This is a genomic window from Ruegeria sp. BF10, assembly GCF_056538725.1.
The window spans coordinates 24,069-40,252 of record NZ_JBQFTR010000010.1 but is presented as its reverse complement, the minus strand read 5'-3'; the positions used below and the strand labels follow the sequence as shown (position 1 = coordinate 40,252).

At 59.9% G+C, this 16,184-nt stretch carries 15 protein-coding genes; 5 read left to right on the top strand and 10 right to left on the bottom strand.

What is annotated here, in order from left to right; translation table 11 throughout:
• Nucleotides 1-10 precede the first annotated feature (10 nt).
• A complete protein-coding gene (locus ACR0DJ_RS20010) occupies nt 11-1,408 on the bottom strand; it encodes an amidohydrolase family protein (protein ID WP_425080049.1) in 1,398 nt (465 codons plus the stop codon).
• A 142-nt stretch (nt 1,409-1,550) separates the two neighbouring features.
• Between ACR0DJ_RS20010 and ACR0DJ_RS20005 the strand changes: the two genes are divergently transcribed.
• Both ACR0DJ_RS20005 and ACR0DJ_RS20000 read left to right on the top strand, forming a co-directional pair.
• Nucleotides 1,551-2,552 (top strand): helix-turn-helix transcriptional regulator, encoded by a 1,002-nt coding sequence (locus ACR0DJ_RS20005; RefSeq protein ID WP_480686110.1) that lies wholly within the window; start codon nt 1,551-1,553, stop codon nt 2,550-2,552.
• A 489-nt stretch (nt 2,553-3,041) separates the two neighbouring features.
• Entirely contained in the window at nt 3,042-4,040 is a 999-nt protein-coding gene (locus ACR0DJ_RS20000) for a LacI family DNA-binding transcriptional regulator (RefSeq protein ID WP_480686109.1), read from the top strand.
• Here the strand turns inward: ACR0DJ_RS20000 and ACR0DJ_RS19995 are convergent, their stop codons facing one another.
• Both ACR0DJ_RS19995 and ACR0DJ_RS19990 read right to left on the bottom strand, forming a co-directional pair.
• On the bottom strand, nt 4,041-5,174 hold the full coding sequence (locus ACR0DJ_RS19995; RefSeq protein ID WP_170347342.1) for a Gfo/Idh/MocA family protein: 1,134 nt from the start codon (nt 5,172-5,174) through the stop codon (nt 4,041-4,043).
• A gap of 37 nt (nt 5,175-5,211) precedes the next feature.
• A complete protein-coding gene (locus ACR0DJ_RS19990) occupies nt 5,212-6,315 on the bottom strand; it encodes a Gfo/Idh/MocA family protein (RefSeq protein ID WP_425080046.1) in 1,104 nt (367 codons plus the stop codon).
• 124 nt (nt 6,316-6,439) lie between these two features.
• Between ACR0DJ_RS19990 and iolC the strand changes: the two genes are divergently transcribed.
• From iolC to ACR0DJ_RS19975, 3 genes are read left to right on the top strand one after another with little or no spacing between them, the layout of a single operon-like run.
• Nucleotides 6,440-7,408 (top strand): 5-dehydro-2-deoxygluconokinase, encoded by a 969-nt coding sequence (iolC, locus tag ACR0DJ_RS19985; RefSeq protein ID WP_480686108.1) that lies wholly within the window; start codon nt 6,440-6,442, stop codon nt 7,406-7,408.
• Nucleotides 7,409-7,417: 9 nt separating this feature from the next.
• Entirely contained in the window at nt 7,418-8,254 is an 837-nt protein-coding gene (locus tag ACR0DJ_RS19980) for a 5-deoxy-glucuronate isomerase (protein ID WP_425080044.1), read from the top strand.
• On the top strand, nt 8,251-9,090 hold the full coding sequence (locus ACR0DJ_RS19975) for a class II fructose-bisphosphate aldolase (RefSeq protein ID WP_170347338.1): 840 nt from the start codon (nt 8,251-8,253) through the stop codon (nt 9,088-9,090). Before ACR0DJ_RS19980 ends, ACR0DJ_RS19975 begins: the two co-directional genes overlap by 4 nt.
• 42 nt (nt 9,091-9,132) lie before the next feature.
• Here ACR0DJ_RS19975 and ACR0DJ_RS19970 read toward each other — a convergent pair whose 3' ends face one another.
• The 7 genes from ACR0DJ_RS19970 to ACR0DJ_RS19940 form a co-directional block, all read right to left on the bottom strand.
• Nucleotides 9,133-9,549, bottom strand: a complete 417-nt coding sequence (locus tag ACR0DJ_RS19970) for a VOC family protein (RefSeq protein ID WP_257600031.1) — start codon at nt 9,547-9,549, stop codon at nt 9,133-9,135.
• A gap of 90 nt (nt 9,550-9,639) precedes the next feature.
• On the bottom strand, nt 9,640-10,398 hold the full coding sequence (locus tag ACR0DJ_RS19965) for an SDR family NAD(P)-dependent oxidoreductase (protein WP_480686107.1): 759 nt from the start codon (nt 10,396-10,398) through the stop codon (nt 9,640-9,642).
• A complete protein-coding gene (gene iolB / locus ACR0DJ_RS19960; protein ID WP_257600029.1) occupies nt 10,395-11,201 on the bottom strand; it encodes a 5-deoxy-glucuronate isomerase in 807 nt (268 codons plus the stop codon). Before iolB ends, ACR0DJ_RS19965 begins: the two co-directional genes overlap by 4 nt.
• Nucleotides 11,202-11,249: 48 nt before the next feature.
• Entirely contained in the window at nt 11,250-12,431 is a 1,182-nt protein-coding gene (locus ACR0DJ_RS19955) for a phytanoyl-CoA dioxygenase family protein (protein WP_480686106.1), read from the bottom strand.
• Between the two features lie 49 nt (nt 12,432-12,480).
• The gene (gene iolE / locus ACR0DJ_RS19950) at nt 12,481-13,380 is read right to left on the bottom strand and encodes a myo-inosose-2 dehydratase (RefSeq protein WP_480686105.1); all 900 of its coding nucleotides are present in this window, start codon (nt 13,378-13,380) and stop codon (nt 12,481-12,483) included.
• A complete protein-coding gene (gene iolD, locus ACR0DJ_RS19945; RefSeq protein WP_480686104.1) occupies nt 13,377-15,209 on the bottom strand; it encodes a 3D-(3,5/4)-trihydroxycyclohexane-1,2-dione acylhydrolase (decyclizing) in 1,833 nt (610 codons plus the stop codon). Before iolD ends, iolE begins: the two co-directional genes overlap by 4 nt.
• A 152-nt stretch (nt 15,210-15,361) precedes the next feature.
• Entirely contained in the window at nt 15,362-16,183 is an 822-nt protein-coding gene (locus tag ACR0DJ_RS19940; RefSeq protein WP_170347331.1) for an ATP-binding cassette domain-containing protein, read from the bottom strand.
• Between the last annotated feature and the right edge of the window lies 1 nt (nt 16,184).

Here is a 16,184-nt window from a genome sequence, read left to right as displayed (position 1 = left end):
GTTTTTGGGGTCACTCCAGCGTGTTCTTGTATATCACACCGTCCTTCATAATCAGTCGGATCGTTTCCGGGCTTTCCGGCCTCGTTTCGGCGCCAAACCATTGATCCCCGGTTCCAACGACGGAAAAGTCTTCAAGCGGGTTTCCGTCGATCAGCAGGATGTCAGCATAGGCCCCTTCCTCGATCACACCCAGTTTTCCGGCCGTATACGGGTTCATGAAATCGCCGGACAGCGCCACGATCTCGCCGCCGATCGACGTCAAAGTAACCATCGACTGATAGGGCCCGAAAAACTCATTGTTCAGGTGTTTCTCATAGGCAATCTGGATATTGCAAGCCTCGACCGAACCAACACAATCGGTCTGGAATCCCCGTTTCACCGGGCATTCCTTCATATTGTCGATATAGCCTGCAAATGTGGCCGAGGCGGATTTTGCCTTGGCCAGGCTCGACGGCACGTTTGCCACAGCCGGAATGTCCAGCAATCCGGGGTCGAAGGCCGTCAGGTTGGTGGTAATGTAGGCCCCTTTTTCGTTCATGACCCGGGCAATGTCACAGTCGAACGAGAATCCATGTTCGATCGACATCACACCTGCGTCGAGCGCTGCGAGGATTGCTTCCTTGCGATAAGAATGCGCCATGACATAGCTGCCATACTCATTTGCCACTTGCACGGCGGCCCTGATTTCCTCGGGAGATCCGGCCAGCAATTGCCAGGGGTCGAAGGCCGAGACGACGCCCCCGGATTGCATGAATTTCAACTGTGTCGCACCCATTCGGAAATTGTTGCGAGCAAACCTGTAAACGTCATCCACGCCGCTGACTTCCTGCGCCATGTTCAGGCGGCTCATGTTGGTCTCCGAGCCCGGCGGTGCAGTAAAATTGGCAAAGTCAGCGTGACCACCTCGCGTACCGATGAACGCACCTGACGGAAAGAAACGCGGGCCGTCGATTTGCCCCGCCTCAATTGCCCGGCGCAGCCCGCCATTGGCCCCACCTGCATCCCTGACCGTGGTGAACCCCTGCATCAGGTACATTTCAGCCATTCGTGCGCCATGAATGGCAAAGTCTTCCCATGTCACGTTGGCTTCCATCGCGGGCAGAGTGGGCCCCATCAGCATCAAATGGGCGTGGGTCTCGACAAAGCCCGGGCTCAACGTCCGCCCTCCGCCGTCAATCACAACGGCATTGGGCGCGTCGACCGCTTCGGTTGAAACAGTCTTGATCAGGTTGCCCTCGACCAGAACATTGGCATTCTCGATACGCTGTTCATTCACGCCATCAAAGACGTGTACATTGGTGAACAGCGTTTGAGGATCTTCTTGATCCTGAGCCTGCGCAGCCGCCGAAAAACCAAAAGCTGCCGCAACCATTACCGCCGGGCCAAGGGACATTCGCATGCTGGTCATAGGTTCTCCCTTCACATTCACGTTTTGCCAAGTGTAGCCCGAAAACTCTTGGGCGGGTTGCCACTTTTGGACTAACATGTGCGAATGTGGCCGCAAAAAGGGCCACTGAACGAAACCATTGGTTCAAACAAGGGTGACAGGCGTGCCACTCAGCTCTACTTCTGAAGCGCATAGCGAAGGCTTTATCCGCCTCGCGCTGGCCGCCCCTTTTCTGCAATATCTCACCGACCGCAGGATCAATCCGCAACCGGCCTTGGATCAGGTCGGCTTGAAGGCCGACCTGCTGTCCGACCCATCTGTCTATGTCCACTCAGAACTGGTCTATGGTCTGTTGAATGCCTTCTCCGAATTGTCAGGGGATCGATACATTGGTCTGAATGTAGGAGAGACGTTTGACCTGCAAGGATGGCCGCCATTCGCCCGGTCGCTGCAATCCTCGAACACGCTGTTCGAGTTTTTTGCCCGGTTCGTCAGGCTCGTGCCACAAGAGTCAAACGCCGTGCGGCACAGCCTTGTCGTGGAAGCTGACAAAGCGATCTATCGGATCGAGCGGCAACAGGAACCCACCGTTCCGCCGGTTCAGGTTACCGGGTTTGGGGCTGCCATCTATGTGCGCCTGTTGCAAAGCATGGTGGGAAATGCGTGGGATCCGTCCCGAGTGCGATGGGAAAGCAGATACATCCTTGGCTTGCCTCTCGACTACAAGGGTATCGAAGTCGGCCTTGGAACCAACCCCGGAATGCAGATCAGTTTTCCCGTGGAATGGTTGTTTTTGCACCATGCGGCAAAGGATCCCGAAGCGCCGAAAACCACGACCCGGCACAATGAAGACGTAACCGTGGTGGCCGCTTTGCGCTCTGTCCTGCGTGGAAAACTGGACGAGTCAGAACTGGGGCCGGAGGTTGTGGCCGGATTGCTGGGTATCCAGCCCGAGCGGTTCCTGAAAGCACTTCACAATCATCAGACAACACTTCCCCGAGAACTGAGGCGGCTGCGGGTCGATGTCGCCAAGGAGCACCTCAGAGAAAGCAAAAAGACAGTTGCCGAGATCGGCCTCATGCTTGGCTATTCCGACAAGTCCCACTTCACTCGATTTTTTCGAAGCCAGACCGGAGTGACGCCAACCAAATTCCGCCTTGGATAGAAACTGCGCTGCGAATGGGCGGATTGGCGTTCCACTGCTTCCCTCATGTTTGTCCGCCAAGGGATGGCAAGGGTTGAAAAAGCAATTGCCCCATGGCCCTTTCGGCAACGCATGCCTGTTTTGGCTTGATCGAACGTGACCTTGAAAACGGCAAGAAAGGATATGCCCTTGAACCGTCCCGCAGTTTGTGCAACTTCAAATCGCTGACAACACCAGGCATCTCTGGGAACTTGTGCGCTTGGTGGCAATGCAAGACGGCGTCTTGGTGCATCTGCGGATTGGAAAATGCGCTTCGGTTATACTGAAGATGTCAGGAGTTCGAGTGTCTCATTACCTACCTTTTTGCCTTCAATGTCTCGACACTCAAACAGGGTTGAACCGCCGAAGCAGGGTTGCAACCGGTTGCAAGTTCAGGTCGATGATGCATAATGCTCGGGCAATGCCAAACTTTCCTGCTTTCCTGCCTCGCTGTAATCGGAGTCCCGCAGCGTGAGCGTAACTCTGAAAGACGTGGCCGCCTTGGCTGGCGTTTCACGCTCTGCCGTGTCGCGCACCTTTACCGAAGGTGCCTCGGTTTCCGCAAAAACGCGCAGCAAGGTTGAAAAGGCGGCCCGTGAGCTTGGCTACAGCCCCAATGCTCTGGCTTCGTCTCTGACGACCGGGCGCACCAAACTGATCGGATTGATTTCGAACAACTTTCACAACCCGATTTTCCTGGAAGTCTTCGACCAGTTTACACGCGCCTTGCAGGAACGCGGCCTGCGCCCGCTGATCGTGAACCTGACCGACGAGACCGAGCCCGCCAATTCCGTGCGCATGCTGCGGCAGTACTCGGTGGATGCGGTGATCGTCGCCTCGTCAACCCTGCCGCCCAGCTTTGCCAAGGCGTTCCACGACGCGGGTGTGCCGGTGGTGCATACGTTCGGACGGTCGGCGACCTCACCCGAGGTGCATGTGGTCGGGATCGACAATGTGGAATGCGGGCGCATGGCCGCGCGCGAGCTGGTCGCGCGGGGCTATGCCAGCGTGGGCTATATGGGCGGGCCGGTCGATGCGACCTCGTCGCTGGACCGGCAGCGGGGCTTTATCGAAGAAATGGCCAACCATCAGCAGATTCCGGTCAGCCACTCCTTCGCCGGGGCCTATTCCTTCGAAGCGGGGCGGGCCGAGATGCTGCGCCTGCTGGCCGGTGACCCGGCGCAGGCCTATTTCTGCGGCGACGACATCCTTTCGATCGGGGCGCTGTCGGCGCTGGCTGATCACGGGCTGAAACCGGGTTCTGACATCGGGATCATCGGCCTGAACGACATGGAGATGTCGCGCTGGGAATATATCAACCTGACGACCATCCATCAGCCGATCAAGCAGATCATCACCTCGTCGGTCGATCTGGTGGAAGAGATGCTGAAAACGCCCGACCGCTACCCCGAGGCGCGGATTTTCCCCTGCCGGGTGGTCGAGCGGGGCACGTTGCGGCCCCACCCCTGATCAGCGGAACATCGGCGGGCGGGCATCCTGCCAGGCACCATCTGCTTTGCCCGACGCAACAGCCGCGTGGACCGCGGCGATCGATCGCACGCCATCGGCCGCGTTGGGCAGCCCATCCCGGCTTTCACCGCGGATCGCATCCGCCAGATCGCAATAGATATTGGCTACGGCCAACGGGAACCCCTCGGGATGGGCAATCGCCACGCGCGACAGACGCATGGCGTCGTCATGCAGGCCGCCCTCGCCCTTTTCGATGATCTGGGTGCGCCCACCGACCGGGGTGTAGATCAACTGGTTGGGTTGCTCTGACGCCCAGCGCAAACCGCCGGTTTCGCCAAAGACCTGTATGTCAAAACCATGCTGGCGCCCGATCGCCACTGAGGATGTCCAAAGACGCCCGACCGTGCCGCCTTCCATACGGAAGTTGATCATTGCATCGTCTTCCAGTTCCCGGCTTGCGATCGTTGAGGCCATATCGGCCGAAAGCGTCTTAACCTCATCATCGCAGATAAAACTGGCCATATGCAGGGCATGGATACCGCAATCGGCAAACTGCCCGGAAACGCCTGCCATCGCAGGATCATAGCGCCACCGCACACGCGGATTGTCCGCATCGGTGGCATCCCCGTGGTGGCCATGGCTGAAATTGGTCACCACAAGACGCACCTGTCCGATTTCGCCCGCGCGCACCATCGCGCGGGCCTGACGCACCATGGGATAGGCCGAATAGCAGTAGTTCACCGCGCAGATCTTACCCGAAGCTTCGGCGACGCGGACTATTTCCTCACCCTCTTCCACGGTCATGGTCATCGGCTTTTCGCACAGGACATTGAAGCCTGCTTCAAGATACGCCTTGGCAATCTCGAAATGGGTCGAGTTGGGTGTGGCGATGGTCACCAGGTCAACCCGGTCTTCACGGTCTTTCTCGCCTGCCAGCATCTCTTGCCAGTCGCCATAGGCGCGATCGGCCGCAACGCCCAATCGCTGCGCGTATTCCCGGCCCGCTTCGGGCCGGTGATCCAGCGCGCCAGCGGCAAATTCAAACAGCCCGTCAGCCTGTGCCCCCAAGCGGTGCGCGGGGCCAATCTGGCTGCCTTCACCACCACCGATCATGCCCCATCTCAACTTAGCCATGGTCATTGTCTCTCATTAGAACTTTTAGGTTGAGCGATCAGAAATCGCGGATGTCTTTCCACTGCCGCTGCTCTGACGACGCCAGGGCGGCAGCAAGCACGCGGTTGACCTCATGCCCGTCGCGAAAGGTGGGCCAGGTGGCTTTTCCGGTGTGGATGGCCTGAAGAAAGTCTTTGGCCTCGATAATGATCTGGTCCTGATAGCCCGTTCCATGGCCCGGACCCTGACAGAAGGGCTCGTAATCCGGATGCGCCGGGCCGGTCAGGATCTTGGCAAACCCGCGCGTGGCTTCGGGCCCTTCCCGCTTATACAGCCACAGCGCGTTCTGGTCTTCCTGATCGAAGCGGATCGCGCCCTTTGTTCCCGATATTTCATAAGCATAGCCCATTTTTCGCCCCGTCGCGACGCGGCTGAAATACAGGTTGCCCATAACCCCGTTTTCGAACCGGCACATCATCTGGGCGTGGTCGTCGTTTGTCACCTCACCACCAGGTCGGGTTTTGTGAACCGTTTCAACATCCGCCATCACCTGTGCGATGGGTCCAACCAGTGCCAACGCACCGTTGACCATGTGCGGTGCCAGATCTCCGATTGTGCCATTGGCCATGCCCGTCGTGCGCCAGGTCGCCGGAGCGCGTGGGTCGGCATAGAAATCTTCGGTGTGCTCCCCCCGGAACCAAGTGACATCCCCAATCTCTCCGTCGGCGATCAGCTGCCGGGCGAATTGGCTTGCGGGCGTGCGAATATAGTTGAACCCCACCATGTTGACCGCACCCGAAGCCTCGGCAGCAGCAACCATAGCCTGACTGTCCGCAAGCGACGCGCCCAATGGCTTTTCACACAGAACCGGTTTGCCCAGTGCAAAAGTCGCTTCGGCAATCTGACGATGCGTGGATTGAGGCGAGGCGATGACGATTGCCTCGACCTGTGGGTCCTCAACCAATACACGCCAGTCGTGGGTCGCGCGTTTGTACCCGTAGGCTGTCCTGTAACGTTCAGCGCTTTCGGGGCTGGAGGCACAAATGACCTCGAGCCGGGGTCGCAATGCCGTGTTGAACACCGCACCGACCGCAGACATGGCTACGGAATGGGCCTTGCCCATATAGCCGCCGCCGACGATTCCAATTCCGATTTCAGGCATCTGTAACGGCTCCGAACATATCATTTGCAACCGGTTGCAAAATCAGTATCGTGTGAATCGATTCAACGCAAGGTCCAAACTTTGCCGACCCCACTCTGCCGGAGGACAAAACTTGAGCGCTTTGATGGATGGTATCAAAGGAAACCGCTTCGCCGTTCTGGGTCGCGCAGGTATGGACCTGTACGCCGATCCGATCGGCGTCAGAAGCGAGGATGCCGACACGTTCCATGCCGATCTTGGCGGGTCTTCCGCCAATATTTGTGCCGGGTTGGTCAAGTTGGGCAGTGAGGCGTCGCTGATCACGTCCGTCTCGGATGATGCGATCGGACGGTTCTGTCTGAACCGGTTGCGGCATTACGGCGTGGACACATCCTATATCCGCGTTCTGGGCGGCGAATACCGCATGTCTCTGGCGGTGTACGAAAGCCGGACCGAGGACTTTCAGAATGTGATCTATCGCAACGGGGCCGTTGATTTCCAGGTCACCAAAGAGGACATGGACAAGGTCGATTATTCATCTTTCTCGGCAATCATCTCGGCTGGAACGGTCTTTGCGTCCGAACCGTCGCGCAGCGCCACATTCCGGGCATTCGAGAACGCCCGGAACGCAGGCCTGCCGATCATCTTCGATATCGATTACCGCCCCTACAGCTGGCCCTCGGCCGAAGTGGCTGCCGAAGTTCTGTCGCGGGCCGGTGAGGCCAGCGACCTGATCGTCGGCAATGACGAAGAGTTCGGGTTCATGGCCGGCGGCATCGAAAAGGGGTTTGCCAAGGCCCGGGAACTTGCTGAAAAACCCGGTCGGATCGTCATCTACAAGATGGGTGAAAAAGGCGCTGTCACGTTGGTGGACGGGCAGGAACTTCGAACCGGTATTTACCCGGTTACGGCTGTCAAACCCAACGGGGCCGGCGACAGTTTCATGGCCGGTCTGCTGGCCTCGATCGCGGCGGGGCACGATCTGAAAGACGCAGTCATGCGCGGTTCGGCCTGCGCGTCGATCGTGGTGTCGCATCCCGGTTGCGCGCCCGCCATGCCGACGACCCCGGAACTGGACGCGTTCCTCGCTTCTCATCCCGGCCCGGCCACATAGGAGAACCCCATGCATATCGCGCCCTACGACAACCAGAACAAACCCATCGTCGATGTCGATGACCCGACCGTGCCGCTGAACTATTTCAACATCGTCAAGTTGAAGCGGGGCGAAGCCTTTGAATACCAGGTCCCGGGATACGAGACCTGCATCGTGCCCGCCACCGGCAGCGTCGACGTGGAAGTCGAGGGCGTGCGCTTTGCCCATCTGGGCAACCGCGGCGAAGATGTCTGGGATGGCGAGCCCGAAGGCGCCTATGTCCCGTCGGGCGCACGGGCACAGATGGTCTGCGTCTCGGAGACGGCCGAGGTGTTCGTGGCCGGCGCCAAATACGACAAGGTGCTGGACCCGTTCGACGTGCGCGAGCATGACCTGGTGCAATATGGCAGCGACGACACCAAGACCCATCGCAAGATCAAGCATATCCTGGGCCAGAAACAGCATGACAAGGTCGGTCGCCTGTTGGTGAGTGAGCTGTTCACCGTGGGTCAGGGCGGCTGGTCGGGCTTTCCCAGCCACAAGCACGACACCAACCGCCTGCCGGACGAGACCCGGCATGACGAAACCTACAATTTCCGTTTCAAACCCAACTGGGGCTCGGGCCTACAGATGCTGCAACGCGAGGACAACGAACCGGGCGATGCCTATCACATCGTCGATGGCTCGACGATCTGCATCGACAAGGGGTATCACCCCTGCTGCGTGCTGCCGGGATACGAGATGTATTACTTCACCATTCTCGGCGGGCTGACCCAGCGGTCGCTGGTGCAGTACTTCCAACCCACCCATGCCTATCAGATCGAAACGATCCCGGGCATCAAAGACATGATCGCCAAGTTCAAATGACCCTCGCTACGCTCAAAGACGTCCTGCAACCGGCCTATGAACAGGGCTATGCCGTCGGCGGCCTGGTAACGCTGGGCTGGGAGGACATGCGCGCCTATGTCGCCGCGGCCGAGGCCGAGAACGCCCCGGTGATCCTGCAAGCCGGCCCCAGCTGCCGCGAGCACACGCCGCTGCCCGTTCTGGGCAAGATGTTCCGGTATCTGGCCGAAAACGCCTCGGTGCCCGTCGTGGCGCATCTGGACCACGGATATACGTTCGAGGAGTGCAAGATCGCGCTGGACAGCGGGTTTACCTCGCTGATGTTCGACGGATCGCGCAAGCCCTTGCAGCAGAATATCGACGAAACCGCCGCGATTGCCGAAATGGCCCATGCCGCCGGGATCTCGTGCGAGGGCGAGATCGGCTTCGTCGGCTATTCCGGTGGTGAAGGCTCGGCCGGGACCGACCCGGAAGAGGCAGCGACCTTCGCCACCCAGACCGGCGTGGATGCGATGGCGATCTCGGTCGGAAACGTCCACCTTCAGCAAAACAAGGAAGGCGGGCTGGACGAGGACCGCATCCGCCGGATTCAGGCCGTGACCAACGTGCCGCTGGTGATCCATGGCGGATCGGGCGTGCCCGTGGAACAGCGCGCGCGGCTGGCGCGCGAGACCTCCATCTGCAAGTTCAACATCGGGACCGAGCTGCGCATGGCCTTCGGCACCGCCCTGCGCGCGGCCGTGAACCGCGACCCCGACCGGTTCGACCGGGTGACGATCCTGAAGGAAACCCACGATCCGGTCGTGGCTGCCGCCCGCACCGTGATCCGCGCCTTTGGTGCGCCGCCGCAGCGCTGACCGTCCCGGCCTGAGCCGTTCTGCAAAACACGTAGGCGGCTTCTAGTCGTCGCGCCCCGGATCATTGGGATTGCTGGAAAACAGGGCGATCTTGTTGCCCTGTGGGTCCCGCAGATAGCTGACATAGAAACGCGGCCCGTACATGGCGCGAAAGCCCGGCTGGCCCTCGTCCGACCCGCCGGCGCGCAGCGCGGCGGCGTGCAGGTCGCGCACCTGCTGCTGATTGCGCGCCTCGAAGGCGACCATCGCACCATTCCCGGCCGAGGCCGCAGCCCCGTCAAACGGCGGTTTGACATAGAATTCCGGCAGAACCGGCCGCTGGTCCGGCGGCACCGGCAGGGCGAAACTCAGCCCTTCTGGGCCTTCCTCCAGCGCATAGCCGAGATCCGGCAGAAAGGCGCAATAGAACCGTTTTGCGCGCGCGATGTCGTCCGCGCCGACCGTGACATAGGCAATCATGCCGCATCTTCCCTTGCCGGGTGTCGATCCGTCAACCGGCACCAGCGCATCGGCGCACGTCCATTCCGGACGGGGAAGACCCCAAGGCCGTCAGATCGAGCCGCCCTCGACCATGAAATTCCCCGCGCTGCACATGGCCGCGTCATCCGAGGCCAGAAACAGCACCATCCGCGCCACATAGACCGGGTCGATCGGGTCGGGCAGGCATTGGCGGTCGATCTGTTTGGCCAGCGCCTCGGGCGTGACCCACAGGTCTTTCTGGCGCTGGGTCATGATCCAGCCGGGCACGACCGTGTTGACCCGGATCCGGTGATCGCCCAGCTCGCGCGCCATGGTGCGGGTCAGGCCATGCACCGCCGATTTCGCGGTGGCATAGGCAGGGAAACCCGCACCGGCCTCCCACCACGAATTCGACCCGATATTGATGATCGACCCTGCGCCCTTGGCGATCATTCCCGGTGCCACCGACTGAATGGCAAAGAACATGTGGCGGATATTGGTCGCCATGCGCTCATCCCAATAGTCAGGCGTTACCTCGCGCCAGTCGTGCCGGTCATCCCGGGCCGCATTGTTCACCAGAACATCCGCCTCGCCCAATTCTTCCACCAATTGCCCTATTGCGGCGTTCATCTCGTCAATGTCGCGCAGATCGCATTGGGCGAATGCATGCTCTCCGTCCAGCTCGGAAAGCAAAGCAAGCCCGGCATCGGCGTTGAGGTCCAAAAACCCGACCTTTGCCCCCTGTTCGGCAAAGGCCCGAACGGTTTCCGCGCCAATTCCGCCGGCGCCTCCGGTGATGAAAACCGTTTTTCCTGCAAGGCTTGGGTAATTGGCAAAAGTATGGCTCATCCGTCACGCTCCATGATCCATTCGACCTCGGGGGCTGGAACGAATCTCCATTTCCGAAGCGGCCCGGCCATGACGTTCAGGTAATACATCTCAAACCCATAGGGTGCACCGCAAGGGTGATGGCCACGCGGGACGGTCACAACGTCGCCATCGGATACCGCCATCGTCTCATCCAACTGGCCGTCATCGGTGTAAACCCGCTGGATCCCAAATCCGTTCGACGGGTTCAGGCGGTGGTAATAGGTCTCTTCCAGATATGTGATGCGGGGATAGTCATCCTCGTCGTGGCGGTGACTGGGATAGGACGACCAATGGCCATTCGGCGTGAACACTTCGGTCACCAGCAGGCTGTCGGCGTAGTCCTCATTCTCCATGGCGATGTTGTTGATATAGCGCGTGTTCACGCCCTTGCCGCGTTCAGTCAGCGTAATGCCATCCGGGCCGATGCGGCGCGCCTGATGACCGCCTTTGCCGGGCGCTGAACACACTGCGATGACACAATCGGTCTCGGCCACTGCATCCCATTCCGTTTCGTTTGGCAAATACAGGCAATGTGGCGGCGTCTTTTCAAAGACGTTCATCCGGTCACCCATAACCCCCCAATCCTGGCCGGCCCCGGTGATCCGCGCCTTGCCTTCGACCATCACCAGAATGACCTCACGATCCGCGGTCACTTCGTTTGCGCGATCCCCTGCCTTTAGATGATAAAGCCCAAAGCCCACGTATTTCCATCCCGCGCTGGCCGGAGTGATGTCATGTACCTTGCCGTGGGTTCCAATCGGTTTCTTCAGCAGGTCTGCCATTCTTGTTCTCCTTCTTGGGCGGGCCCCGAGCGCCCGCCTGTGTTGAATTCAGGCAGCTTGCCTTTGGTTCCGGGCCGATAGGGACTTGGCCAGCTGCGCCTGGGTCCACCCTTCCGCAACCGCGTGACGCAGAATATCCGCCTGGCTTTCCGGCGCATTGCCCCCGACCGGGGGGTCCGTGTCCAGATTGGTCGGGAAGGGATAGCCCTCAGCCGTGGCCGCAATTGCGGCCTCCAACTGCGCTGCGTCCAGCGCCCCGCGCTGTTTCAAGGCGATTAGAGACGGGAACACCGCCACAGACATCGCCCGCCGATCCACCGCCTCCATCGCGCGCCCGAAGGCAGATGAGATTTGCAGCAGGTTTGCCATGCGATTGATGTCGGTGCTGCTGTTCGCGCCCGCCGCATGGAACAGCGCCGGATTGAAGAACACCGCGTCACCCTTTTCCAATGGCAACTGGATACAGCTGTCTTCGAAATGCGCCCGGTGTGCTTCATCGTGGAACGCCAGATAGCCCGGCGGGTAGAGCTGCGAGAACGGCAACAACTTGGTCGGCCCGCTTTCCACCGGCATGTCACAATGGGCAACCGCCCCTTGCAGGGTCAGCGAGGCCGTCACCAGATGCGCCTGTGCCGGATACCGGGCCGCGCTTTCGGCGCTTTGAAATCCAAGGTGATAGTCCCGATGCGCCTGTTGCGCCTTGCCACCGGGGCGCACCTGATTGACCTGAGCAGTCACCTGATAGTTCGGCCCAAGCCATGCTTCACAGGCCGCCGCAATCGCCGTGTTCCCGAAATAGAGAGCAAAGCCCTCGGGGTCGCGCAGGCACTGCTTCTGCAATGCGTTCCACACCCGGTCATTCGCGCCGGACGCGGCAAAGTGATCGCCCTCACCGGCGCCACCCTGGCGTTCTTCTTCGATGATTTCACGAAACACATCCGTCGCCCGATCAATGATCGACGTATCCGGGTACGCCCCTTTCAAGGCGATCACACCGGCGGATCTGCCCAGCACCCGGCCCCATTCCGCCAGCAAGGCCCTACGCCTATCAGGCTGTTCCAAACCGGAACGCAGTGCCTGCATATCATAGACGGGCACGTTCTTTTCGACCGAGGCGGCAAAAGGCACCGTCTCGGCGGAAAGAGACTGAGAGGTCAACACCTTGAATTCATCCAGATCACAGGATTCCCGGTCGAAATAGCCGACGAAACCGAGTTCTTGATTTACCATGATTTTTCTCCTCTTTCATGGCTTCGGTGTTGCCTCGAAGGGCGGGTTGTTACGCTTTGATCTCCAATCCTGCCTTGCCACAAACCTCGACGATGTGGTCATAGCCCATTTTGGAGTACTCATAGGGCGGCGCCTTGGCCGGGTCCTGCTCTGCCTCGACCACGATCCAGCCGTTGTAATCCATTGCTTTCAATGCATTGGCCACGGCCTGAAAGCCGATGCAACCATCACCCGGCACTGTGAACGCGCCCGCGATCACCGCATCCAGAAAACTGCGACTGTTCTCACGCGTGTCCTGTACGATTTCAGGACGGATATCCTTGAAATGCACGTGATGAACCCGGTCGCCCCAACGGTTCAGCGTGGCCATCACATCGCCGCCTCCAAACAGCAGATGGCCCGTATCGAAGCACAGCTTCAATTCGGGGCCTGAACCCTCCATCAGCCAGTTCACCTCATCTTCGCTTTCGATAATCGTGCCCATGTGGTGGTGATAGGCCATGGGCATGCCCTGATCAGCCATCCACTTGGCAAGTTCGGTGATCTTGGCGGCGTAGGTCAGAACCTCGTCTTTGGACAGCTTGGGACGGTTGTTCACCGGTCTCCCGATCTGCCCCTGCACGGTATTTGAACACTCGGCATAGACGATGCACGGGCTGTTCAGCGCCACGAACTGTTCGACCTGTTCACGAACCGTTTCGCGTTCAGTCGCAAAATCGTTGACCAACGAGGCGCCGGAACACCAACCGCCACACAACGCAATGTCATTGCCTTCGAGATACGCGCGCAGTCCTTCGGTGTCGCCGGGCATCCTCTGGCCACGTTCAACACCTGTGTAACCGATCTCGCGCGCTTCTTTCAGCGCCTGCTCCATCGTGTAGGCTGCGGTCAGGTCCGGCAGGTCGTCATTCTGCCAGGCAATCGGAGAGATACCGATCTTCACGCTCATTTCGTGTTTCTTTCTTGGATGGCGGCTTCATAGGCCGCGCGTTTTTCATTCACTTCGGGGCGGGTGCTGACCTCGGGCACCGCCACTTCCCACCACGTTCCGCCATACTCGGTCGATGGGTAGGGATCGGTGTCGATCACCACGACATAGGGGCCGTTGACCTCACCGCGTTTGGCCAGCGCGTCTTCAAGCTCGGCAATTGAACTGACCTTGACCGAAGTCGCCCCCATCGCTGCCGCATGGGCTGCAAAATCGATGGCGGATGCCGTCTCGTGCACGGTATGGTCAAGAAGGTTGTTGAACTCGGCCCCGCCTGTCCCCATTTGCAAACGGTTGATGCACCCAAACCCGCGGTTGTCCGTGACGACAACGGTGAACGAGATCCCCATCATCGCCGCCGTCGCCATTTCCGAGTTGGCCATCATATAGGTGCCGTCACCGGTAAAGCAGATCACGTCGCGGTCGGGCTGGGCCATTTTGATGCCCATGGCACCGGCGATCTCATACCCCATGCAACTGAAACCATATTCCATGTGATAGGCACCGGGGCGCGGCGCCTTCCACAGCTTGTGCAGCTCACCCGGCATCGTGCCGGCGGCGCACATCGCAACAGTGTTTTCCTTGGCGGCCCTCTGCACGGCACCGATCACCTGCATATCCGTGGGCAGTGCATTGCTGTCGGTGGGGGCATCCGTCAGCGCATCAACTTTGCCGAACCAATCAGATTTCAATGTCGCGGGCAGATCCGGCGCGCGATGGTCGCCCAGCGCTTCGCCGAGTTCACCCAGCCCAACCCGAGCGTCGGCCTGCAACGGCATCGCTCCGTGCTTTTCGGCGTCATAGGCAGCGGTGTTCAGGCTGATCAACTCACGCTCGGGGTTCGCGAACAAACCCCATGACCCGGTAGTGAAATCCTGAAACCGGGTGCCGACGCCCAGCACAAGATCCGCCTTTGCGCAGATGTCATTGGCGGGTTCGCCCCCGGTCACACCAACGGGACCAAGGTTGAGCGGGTGATCCCAGGGCAATGCGGACTTGCCCGCCTGTGTCTCGGCCACCGGGACATTGTGTGCTTCGGAAAAGCGCTGCAACGCGGCGGTTGCGTCCGAATAATGCACACCCCCGCCTGCAACGATAACGGGACGCTTGGCGGCCTTGATCGCGGCAACGGCACGGGCCAGTTCACCCTCATCCGGGCGAATGCGGCGCTGATACCAGACGCGTGGTTCAAAGAAGCTTTCGGGATAGTCATAGGCCTCGGCCTGCACGTCCTGACAAAAGGCCAGTGTCGCCGGGCCGCAATCCGCCGGGTCCGTCATCGTGCGGAAGGCACGCGGCAGAGCCGTCAGCAGATGTTCCGGGCGAGTGATGCGGTCGAAATACCGGCTGACCGGTCTGAAACAATCATTCGCACTGATCGTTCCATCCGAGAACACTTCGGGTTGCTGCAATACCGGATCGGGGCCACGCGTCGCAAATACATCGCCAGGCAGCAACAAAACAGGCAGACGGTTTACATGGGCCAGAGCAGCGGCCGTGACCATATTGGTCGCCCCCGGTCCGATTGACGATGTCACCGCCATGGCGCGCCGCCGACCCAATTGCTTGGCATAAGCAATCGCGCTGTGTGCCATGGTCTGTTCGTTGTGACCGCGATAGGTGGGAAGACTGTCTTTCACGCCATGCAGCGCCTCGCCCAGACCTGCCACGTTGCCATGGCCGAAGATCGCCCACACACCTGCGATGAACGGCTCTCCGGCCTCGTTCATCTGCGCCCCGAGATAGCGCACCAGAGCCTGCGCCGCGGTCAATCGGACTGTTTTGCTCATCATGATCCCTTTCAGCTCGGAGCCGCTGTCGGCGGTCCGCGGGTTTTCTCATTTGCGAAGGTGTCAGGCCTTTTACCAGAGCCTGAAATCAGAGTGGCGTCAGGTGCCACCGCCCGATGGATGCCCCCGTGGGGGCATCCGTGTGTTTTGCTTTAAACAGTACCGCCCAGTGATCCCTCAAGCTCGGCCATTTCCTGACCGCCGGCCATCAGGTCCTGCAACTCTTCGGGTGTGATTTCACCGCGTTTGGCAGTGCCCAGTGTTTTGCCACGGTTCAGCACGGTAAACCGATCACCCACCGCCAGCGCATGGCGCACGTTGTGGCTGATGAAAACCACGCCGACACCCTGGCTGCGCACCCGGTCGATCGTGGCCAGAACATTCGACGTCTGACGCACCCCAAGTGCCGAGGTCGGTTCGTCCAGGATCAGGATCTTGGCGCCGAAATACACCGCCCGCGCGATGGCCACCGTCTGACGTTCGCCGCCTGACAATGTACCAACCGCCTGATCCGGCGCGCGCAGATTGATGCCCATCTTGCGCATCTCTTCCATGCAGACTTCGTTTGCATGATCCACATCGAACCGCTTGAGCAGACCTTTGCCCTTGGTGGGTTCGCGCCCCATGAAGAAATTGCGCGTCACGCTCATCAGCGGGATCATCGCCAGATCCTGAAACACCGTGGCGATACCTGCTTCCATCGCATCGCGCGGCGTGTCGAAATGCAGCGGCTGACCTTCGAACATGATCTCGCCCTTGGTCGGTTTGTGCACCCCGGACATGGTCTTGATGAAGGTGGACTTACCCGCGCCGTTGTCGCCCAGCAGGCAATGGCATTCTCCCGGTTTGACGTCAAAGCTGACGCCAGCAAGCGCGATGATATTGCCAAAGTGCTTTTCGATGTCTTTCATCTGAACGATGGGCGCCTGATCGCCGACGGCATCGCCATGGTGGAACTTGGTGTCTTCGGTCATA

Excerpts from the sequence above, each read along its gene's own strand:
- ACR0DJ_RS20010 (WP_425080049.1), bottom strand. The coding sequence starts at position 1,408 with ATGACCAGCATGCGAATGTCCCTTGGCCCGGCGGTAATGGTTGCGGCA.
- ACR0DJ_RS19995 (WP_170347342.1), bottom strand. The coding sequence starts at position 5,174 with ATGGCTAAGTTGAGATGGGGCATGATCGGTGGTGGTGAAGGCAGCCAG.
- ACR0DJ_RS19990 (WP_425080046.1), bottom strand. The coding sequence starts at position 6,315 with ATGCCTGAAATCGGAATTGGAATCGTCGGCGGCGGCTATATGGGCAAG.
- iolC (WP_480686108.1), top strand. The coding sequence starts at position 6,440 with ATGGATGGTATCAAAGGAAACCGCTTCGCCGTTCTGGGTCGCGCAGGT.
- ACR0DJ_RS19980 (WP_425080044.1), top strand. The coding sequence starts at position 7,418 with ATGCATATCGCGCCCTACGACAACCAGAACAAACCCATCGTCGATGTC.
- ACR0DJ_RS19975 (WP_170347338.1), top strand. The coding sequence starts at position 8,251 with ATGACCCTCGCTACGCTCAAAGACGTCCTGCAACCGGCCTATGAACAG.
- ACR0DJ_RS19970 (WP_257600031.1), bottom strand. The coding sequence starts at position 9,549 with ATGATTGCCTATGTCACGGTCGGCGCGGACGACATCGCGCGCGCAAAA.
- ACR0DJ_RS19965 (WP_480686107.1), bottom strand. The coding sequence starts at position 10,398 with ATGAGCCATACTTTTGCCAATTACCCAAGCCTTGCAGGAAAAACGGTT.
- iolB (WP_257600029.1), bottom strand. The coding sequence starts at position 11,201 with ATGGCAGACCTGCTGAAGAAACCGATTGGAACCCACGGCAAGGTACAT.
- ACR0DJ_RS19955 (WP_480686106.1), bottom strand. The coding sequence starts at position 12,431 with ATGGTAAATCAAGAACTCGGTTTCGTCGGCTATTTCGACCGGGAATCC.
- iolE (WP_480686105.1), bottom strand. The coding sequence starts at position 13,380 with ATGAGCGTGAAGATCGGTATCTCTCCGATTGCCTGGCAGAATGACGAC.
- iolD (WP_480686104.1), bottom strand. The coding sequence starts at position 15,209 with ATGAGCAAAACAGTCCGATTGACCGCGGCGCAGGCTCTGGTGCGCTAT.
- ACR0DJ_RS19940 (WP_170347331.1), bottom strand. The coding sequence starts at position 16,183 with ATGACCGAAGACACCAAGTTCCACCATGGCGATGCCGTCGGCGATCAG.